The sequence below is a fragment of the Chamaesiphon sp. OTE_20_metabat_361 genome (assembly GCF_031364565.1).
This window is the reverse complement of sequence record NZ_JANLWO010000305.1, coordinates 1-7,061: the sequence shown is the minus strand read 5'-3', so window position 1 is coordinate 7,061 and position 7,061 is coordinate 1. Positions and strand designations below refer to the sequence as shown.

At 45.6% G+C, this 7,061-nt stretch carries 11 protein-coding genes; 9 read left to right on the top strand and 2 right to left on the bottom strand.

Going from position 1 to position 7,061, the window contains the following annotated elements; translation table 11 throughout:
* Window positions 1–446: 446 nt before the first annotated feature.
* From fldA to RMO35_RS09035, 8 genes are all read left to right on the top strand, one after another.
* Window positions 447–953 (top strand): flavodoxin FldA, encoded by a 507-nt coding sequence (gene fldA / locus RMO35_RS09070; RefSeq protein WP_309740399.1) that lies wholly within the window; start codon window positions 447–449, stop codon window positions 951–953.
* Between the two features lie 71 nt (window positions 954–1,024).
* Window positions 1,025–1,771, top strand: a complete 747-nt coding sequence (locus RMO35_RS09065) for an alpha/beta hydrolase (protein WP_309740398.1) — start codon at window positions 1,025–1,027, stop codon at window positions 1,769–1,771.
* A 3-nt stretch (window positions 1,772–1,774) separates the two neighbouring features.
* Entirely contained in the window at window positions 1,775–1,999 is a 225-nt protein-coding gene (locus tag RMO35_RS09060) for a hypothetical protein (RefSeq protein ID WP_309740397.1), read from the top strand.
* A gap of 15 nt (window positions 2,000–2,014) precedes the next feature.
* The gene (locus tag RMO35_RS09055; RefSeq protein ID WP_309740395.1) at window positions 2,015–2,206 is read left to right on the top strand and encodes a hypothetical protein; all 192 of its coding nucleotides are present in this window, start codon (window positions 2,015–2,017) and stop codon (window positions 2,204–2,206) included.
* Window positions 2,207–2,401: 195 nt separating this feature from the next.
* Window positions 2,402–2,560, top strand: coding sequence for a hypothetical protein (locus tag RMO35_RS09050; protein ID WP_309740392.1), 159 nt, complete (start codon window positions 2,402–2,404; stop codon window positions 2,558–2,560).
* A gap of 50 nt (window positions 2,561–2,610) precedes the next feature.
* Window positions 2,611–3,288, top strand: coding sequence for a (2Fe-2S) ferredoxin domain-containing protein (locus tag RMO35_RS09045; protein ID WP_309740388.1), 678 nt, complete (start codon window positions 2,611–2,613; stop codon window positions 3,286–3,288).
* Between the two features lie 19 nt (window positions 3,289–3,307).
* On the top strand, window positions 3,308–3,742 hold the full coding sequence (locus RMO35_RS09040; protein WP_309740386.1) for a ferritin-like domain-containing protein: 435 nt from the start codon (window positions 3,308–3,310) through the stop codon (window positions 3,740–3,742).
* 420 nt (window positions 3,743–4,162) lie between these two features.
* Window positions 4,163–5,623: an iron uptake porin gene (locus RMO35_RS09035; protein WP_309740384.1), complete on the top strand. Its 1,461-nt coding sequence runs from the start codon at window positions 4,163–4,165 to the stop codon at window positions 5,621–5,623.
* Window positions 5,624–5,633: 10 nt separating this feature from the next.
* Here RMO35_RS09035 and RMO35_RS09030 read toward each other — a convergent pair whose 3' ends face one another.
* The gene (locus RMO35_RS09030; RefSeq protein ID WP_309740383.1) at window positions 5,634–5,795 is read right to left on the bottom strand and encodes a hypothetical protein; all 162 of its coding nucleotides are present in this window, start codon (window positions 5,793–5,795) and stop codon (window positions 5,634–5,636) included.
* Window positions 5,796–6,039: 244 nt separating this feature from the next.
* Here RMO35_RS09030 and RMO35_RS09025 point away from each other — a divergent pair, with 244 nt between their 5' ends.
* The gene (locus tag RMO35_RS09025; RefSeq protein ID WP_309740381.1) at window positions 6,040–6,414 is read left to right on the top strand and encodes a hypothetical protein; all 375 of its coding nucleotides are present in this window, start codon (window positions 6,040–6,042) and stop codon (window positions 6,412–6,414) included.
* A gap of 76 nt (window positions 6,415–6,490) precedes the next feature.
* Here RMO35_RS09025 and RMO35_RS09020 read toward each other — a convergent pair.
* A partial coding sequence (locus RMO35_RS09020) for a polysaccharide biosynthesis protein (protein WP_309740379.1) occupies window positions 6,491–7,061 on the bottom strand: 571 nt, incomplete at its 5' end.

Genomic DNA, 7,061 nt, shown 5'->3' with positions numbered 1-7,061 from the left:
GCCGTCGATAGACCGATCGATTCGTCCGTCGCAGCGTAAATTAATAACTGCGACAGCACCGCGATCGCATGGGCAAGATCTACTCGTCAGTTCTAACTGACTGTTTCACTATTGAGATAATTTCTTCTTAATTTTCTAATTGAGCTATCTTGAGTCGGCGCGTAGTGATGAGGAATGGAACATAGAGGCTGCTGACGCTGAGTAGTGGGGGCTAAAAGCTGAGAACTTTGGCAGAAATCACTAGATCGTGAAATTCACAGCAAAGGTGAAGATGTCTATTATTAATAATTTGCAAGATATTATGGGTGGGGAATTATGGACTGGAGTAACTTTACTTGGTGGTGGTGCATGACATGTTTTGGTTGCACCTACGAAATGATGTATGAAGATGAGCAGATAAATTGCAGTCAACCAGATCTTAATATTAATTAATTGGAAGTTAAAATATGTCAAAAATTGGACTCTTTTTTGGAACCCAGACTGGCAAAACTGAAAGTATTGCTGAGATGATTCGCGATGAATTTGGTGGAGATGCGATCGAGCTACATGACATGGCAAACGTCGATGTTAGTGATTTTGATGGCTATACCCAGATAATTATCGCTTCACCAACCTGGAATATCGGCGAACTGCAAAGTGATTGGGAGGGCTTTTTTCCAGAATTCGATAGTATGGATTTTTATGGTAAAACCATTGCTTATTGTGGGACTGGCGACCAGGTGGGCTACGCCGATAATTTTTTGGATGCAGTAGGAATTTTAGAAGCGAAGATTACCGAGCGCGGTGGTAAAACGATCGGATATTGGTCTATTGATGGTTATGATTTTAGTGAATCTAAAGCAGTCCGAGATGATAAATTTGTTGGTCTGGCAATTGATGAAGATAATCAATCAGACTTGACTGACGAAAGGATTAAAACTTGGGTCACTCAAATCAAAAAAGAGTTTGAGTAAGTCAGATTATTTTCTCACTCAATAGTCAAACATCGGTGGTAAAGTTACCACCATTTTTTTAGAGCTTAATTATGAAGACAGACATGCCGAAATTCATCTGGGTAAGTGCTAGCCCTAGCCTCAAATATTTTCATCGCCGTCTCCTCAATAGTCTCTCTAAAGTAGTCGAGCTGGAATTTTGGGAATACTATCAAACTCCAGATGAGGGTAGTTCGATCGATGGTGGTATTCAGTTATTGCATGGATACTTATCTACTTTAGCTACACCTATTCATCTCATCGGGCATGGGATTGGCGGAGTAATTGCTTTGGGTTATGCCCGGATGTACCCGACCAAAATTGCATCATTAACATTATTGAGTGTCGCCGTTCAACCCGCGATCGATTGGCATTCATATTACTATACTCAATGGCGCTCGCTACCAACTAGTCGAGACTGCATCCTGAGATCGATCGCGAGTAGTTTATTTCCCAATGCTTGCTCGATCCATATTCGCGATCTGATCGGTCGTTTGGAACGAGATTTAGTTGAAGCTCCATCTAGTAATTCACTATTTAGGTTAGATATTCTTGAAGAAGGTAGCGTGACGATGCCATTAATGGTTTGTGGCAGCCAAGACGATCCGGTAATTTCTTCACAAGCTCTATATGGTTGGTGCAATTATCTCAAGCCAGCCGATAAAATTTGGCAATCTGGTACAGGCGGCCACTTTTTTCATCACTTTCAGTCAGAATTAGTCAGCGAGCGAATTAAAGGTTTTTGGCAGCTTAATCAAAGATTAGAATCAGACCGACTTGTAAGTATGAAACTTCTTTAAGCGATGTCTATAATTTGCTCGATCGTAACTTGGAGTATAGTATTCGGTGCTTGTTGGACGTTGACCTGTCATTGGAAAACCGGATTTATTTATGTCCAACAGCTTCATAAAGTTCCTTGCCATAAATGCAAGTATTTTACTAATAATTGTGCGCTCAAATGTGCTGTCAATCCTTACTTAGCTTGTTCGGAGGCAGCGATTGATTGTCGAGATTACCAACATCTATAGAATTTACAGTCTCTGATGAACAGATTAAGGATCGATCGCAAACCAGTCTACTCACTGCAACGGATTGAGGTGGTGAAGAAATTAATCGCCCAACACTGGGATGAAATTTGGGAGATCGTGCAGCAAAGAGCGCAGACTGGCTACCGCTCGAAACAATACTCAAGTCGAACACTAGTCTGCGAGGGCAAAAAAAATAATTGCGAGTAGTTGTCATTTGACTTGTCATCCTATATACTTTGATAGCAGTCGCGATTCTCCAGGGGAACGACTGAAATCACGCGGAGGTTCCCGACCCATGTGTTTGGGTCAGCGATTCGCGATACGTAGGGTTTCCCGTTCGCGCAGCGTCTCCGAAGGAGAGGGTTTAGCGAATCAAGACAAGACAGAGGCTAGGCCAATAAGATGGCTGCTGTCAGTTTAAGGTTGATTTCCCGTCAATTGCGGGGAATACTCCAGAGAGGATATCTTGATGAGGACGATCCCGATCGCTCGTTGGCGAAGCCGCGCCGCGAGGTAATCGACCCAATCCGACTGGTTTTGACGATCGAGCGGCAAAGTTAATAAGAATATTTAGCATTTATAGCAACTATCATTTATTATTTACTAGCGTCATGGGTAGACAGCACCACCAACACCTTCAGCCACTCACAGGGCAATTTCTCGGCTGGGGTGACGATCGCACGCCGCATCGCTATATCAAACTAGCCACGGCGAACGGCGAACGCCGAGTCAAAATTGCCAAAAGTCTGCGCACCCAAATTCAAGGCTGGCAACCAGGCATCTGGTTGACTCTCATAAGCCAAGAGCGAATCTGTAGCACCACTGGCGAACGCAAAATCAAAGCCAAACAGTTGTTTTACTTGCCCACAGCTCCTACGCTCAGTGACTTACCAGCACTGGCACTCGTAGAACCCGTTGCCAAGCCACCCACTACCAAGATTCAAGTGTGTGGGGGTTCGAGTTGTCGGCGACGGGGGAGTGATAATATCTGCCAGTCGATGCAGGCATACCTCGATCGCCACGATCTCACGACCCAAGTCCACATCGAAACAGTTAAATGTCTCCACCAGTGTAAAGCCGCCCCACATGCGATCGTGACCCCTACCGCCACCACATCAGGCAAAACTCACTATCGCCAACTCCAACCCAGCCAAGTACAATTACTTTTAGCCAAACATTTTCCGATCCTTGCCCCGCTGCCCGCAACCGTCGGAACGAGTCTCATCGAGAAAATTCAGGATTATTTACAGCAACATCAGCTAGCATCGCCACTAACCTCTAATTCCTAGAACAACTTTTAGATAACTCATGCAAGATTTAGACCAACCAAAAGCGATCGATGTGCTGCGTTCCATTATGGAATTTGAACTGGCGGGAGTGGTGCGGTATACCCATTATGCACTGATGATTACTGGCCCCAACCGGATTCCGATCGTCGATTTCTTCAAAGCGCAAGCGACCGAATCGCTACTACATGCCCAGCAAGTTGGCGAGATTCTCACTGGCTTAGAGGGTCATCCATCCTTGCAAATTGCCCCGATGGAGGAAACATATAAACATTCTGTCAGAGACATCTTACAAGAGAGTTTAGCCCACGAACGAAATGCCTTGGATATGTACAAGAAGCTTCTCGATATTGTTGAGGATGCTAGTGTGTATCTCGAAGAGTTCGCGCGGACGATGATTGGTAACGAAGAACTGCACAACATCGAAATTAAAAAGATGTTACGCGACTTTAGCTAACCCTAATCCTGGGCGAACCTCACACCCCAAAACTGCCAACACCTAACAATCATCGAGATTAAACCCGTTGGCGTAGCCTCTGCCTTGTCTTGACGCGCTCGACCTGGAGGGAACCTCCGTGATGCGCGCGTCGCTGTCTTGATTCGCTAAACCCTCTCCTTCGGAGACGCTGCGCGAACGGCAAAGCCTACGTATCGCGAATCGCTGACCCAAAGCCATGGGTCAGAGCGGCTCGCGCTCGTCGGGTTCCCCGACGGTTTAGCGAGACAAGACAAACCTCCGCGTGATTTCAGTCGCTCCCCTGGAGAATCGCGACATTCCCTTGGGGATGATTTCGCGTAGATTGTGATGTGCAAAATACTCAAAACTGAAATGGATCGCTCGATCGTTCACTACTACTTAATTATCTCAAGATTAAATATGTCTAACCGACCATTGAACTGGCTGTCAATTACTGCTGGTAGCCTATTTGCAACACTGTTGCTCATCACTGGTGCCCAAGCCGCCGAAGCTGGATTATCTACATCTAATTCGCCCAATTCAACACTGCTGGCTCACCACACTCTCAGCCACAGATCCACCGAATTAATCGCGCTCAGGAAGAAAAAACGTTCCAAACTAAAAATCAAGCGCAAAGCCAAACTAACGGCAATCGCCGCACCTACAGCTACCTCGCCTACAGATCTTGCCCAAGCAACTCCGCCGCCAGCACCGACAGAATTAGCTCCACCACCAGCCACGCCGCCAGCAGCCGAGCCGACTCCCACTCCTAACGCCCCGAAAGTAGAAACCCCAGCACCAAATCAATTTTCGCTCAATACCAAACTAGAAGGACAAGTGATTTTTGGTGGAGCCGGGGTTTTTAGTGGTGATTTCGAGCGGAATGCCGCTTTTGGACATCGGACTCGCCTCGAATTAATCACTGATATCAATGGTGGTACTCTGACTACCCGACTCCAAGCAGTTGGATTAGGATTGTCCAATCAGCGCGATACAGAGGCTAATCCTGGTGCGTTTACTACCAATGAAGGTAACTTATCTTATACAGACGGTACTACTGGTAGTAGCATTGGCATCGATACGCTCAAATATGAATTTGCGCTCACGCCGCAAACACAGGTAGTAATTGCCGCAAATGCTGGTGCATCGGATGACTTTACCGATACCATCAATCCTTATTTTGACGGTGATGGCGCGAGTGGCTCGATTTCGGCATTTGGTAATCGTCCCTCAATTTACTATACAGTTGGTGGCGTAGGAGTGGGCATTCGCCATAAGTTCAGCGACAGTACCGAACTGAGCTTAGGTTATTTAGCCAATGATGGTCAGACTCCAGCCCCTGGTAGTGGCTTATTTGGTGGTGGGTATGGTGCCATCGCACAGCTCACCTTCAAGACTGGAGAAAATTCTAAAGTTGGGGTAACTTATACTCGGACTATGAATGCTGAGTTTGGCACGGGAAGTAATAATGCTAATGTTAATGCTAGCGGTTTGAGTGGCATGAGCAATAACTTTGGACTACAAGGTTCGTTTCAATTAAGTCCCGAATTTGCCCTCGGTGGTTGGGCTGGGTATACCCAAAATCAAGCCGCAGGTGGCGACAGACAAATCTGGAACTGGGCAATCACGGCAGCAGCACCAGATTTGGGTGGTAAAGGAAATCTCGCTGGGTTCCTCATCGGACAAGAGCCACGAGTGGCTTCTTCAAGTGATGGGACAACAGATACTAAAGCTGGACTGCATATTGAGGGATTTTATCAGTTTAAAGTTAGCGATAGCCTCAGCATTACGCCCGGACTTATCTATCTCACAGCACCCAATCAAGAGGACGGTCGCGGTAGTGCGCTAATTGGGGCATTGCGAACTACATTTACTTTCTAATGGCTGTAGTTTAGGCGCTCGATCGAGATTGCGATCGAGATCGTTGCCGCGCCACGATCTCTATGCTAGAAGTACACCTAGCTACTAAAAAGCGATCTCGATCGAGCCGACCTTCGATCGAGATCGCTTCTGTAACTAAAACTATCAATCCCTGGCGATCGCCAGTCGTCATACATTACTAAAAGTACAGAGCATTTACAAGCTATTTGCTCGATCGTATTTCTCAATAGTTTGAGGGAACACTAAGATTAATTACCAAAATCGCGCTCCCATTATTTCTCTCGATCTTTATGCGAACAGCCTTATCTCTATCGATAATTTCGGCTACTGCAATTATGTTCTTTAGTCGTAGGTTATTATGTTACCTACGACATTTTCAAGACGTTGGCTACAGTACGAGATTATTCAAAGATTGGATGTTAACAAATGGGATCTACGACAAAAAAGGGAGTTTAATCGCAACCATAGCAGCATTAGTTATCGAAATTACTAAAGAAAGCAGAACTAATTCTTTAATAATTTGCATCATTGCGGGGATAGCTCTAGTCGGATTGAGTTTATGGGAACCCGATCCCACCAAAGTTGGCTATCCGATCTTACAGCCAACAACACAGGCAAAGAAAATTTATAATTTGGCGCTGACTTTATACTCTGTCGCTTTGATAAGTGGTTTTATACTAGTGCGGATAATTACTGTACAGTACCATATATCAGCTTACTGGATACTTGTGATTGTGGGAATTCAATCTTCACCCCTATGGATGATTCTGGCTAAAATCCTTACTCGTTAAAGCTATCTTTAGGTTGGGTTAAGAGGAGCGAAACCCAACCTACCAAATTATTTTCTAACTTTCAACTTTCAACTTTTTAAGCGGCTTTCTCCCAATCTTGGGAATTAGATTGGAGCGTGCCATTAGACAGTTGTTTTTTACCCTCTTGATGGATTTCTGATTTTCTTAACTTATCACCGATCGAGAGTGCCATGGATACTGCCAATGTTTCCGATTTAAGTCGGGCATATTGTCCCATCGGTTGATATTCTGGGACTAAATTATGGAGTACAGCTACACACTCATTAACTTTGCAATCGGCGGCGGCAGCCAGCAGGATCGTCAGTTGCGGGGAAATCTCTGTCCAAGCTAATCGTGCCTCCCGAGCGCAAAAAATCTTCCCATGTTCGGTGGGTAATGCGGCATCGCAATCGATCAGTAGCTCCTCATAGATTTTCTCACCCGGACGCAAGCCAGTAATCTCGATTTTGACATCTCGGTCGGGTTCGAGTCCTGCTAAGCGAATCATCTGAACTGCCAGATCGTAGATTTTAATCGGTGCGCCCATATCCAGCAGGAATACTTCGCCACCTCTAGCCATTGCCCCGGCTTGAATCACCAGAGTTGCCGCTTCGGGGATCGTCATGAAGTAGCGGGTAATATCGGCA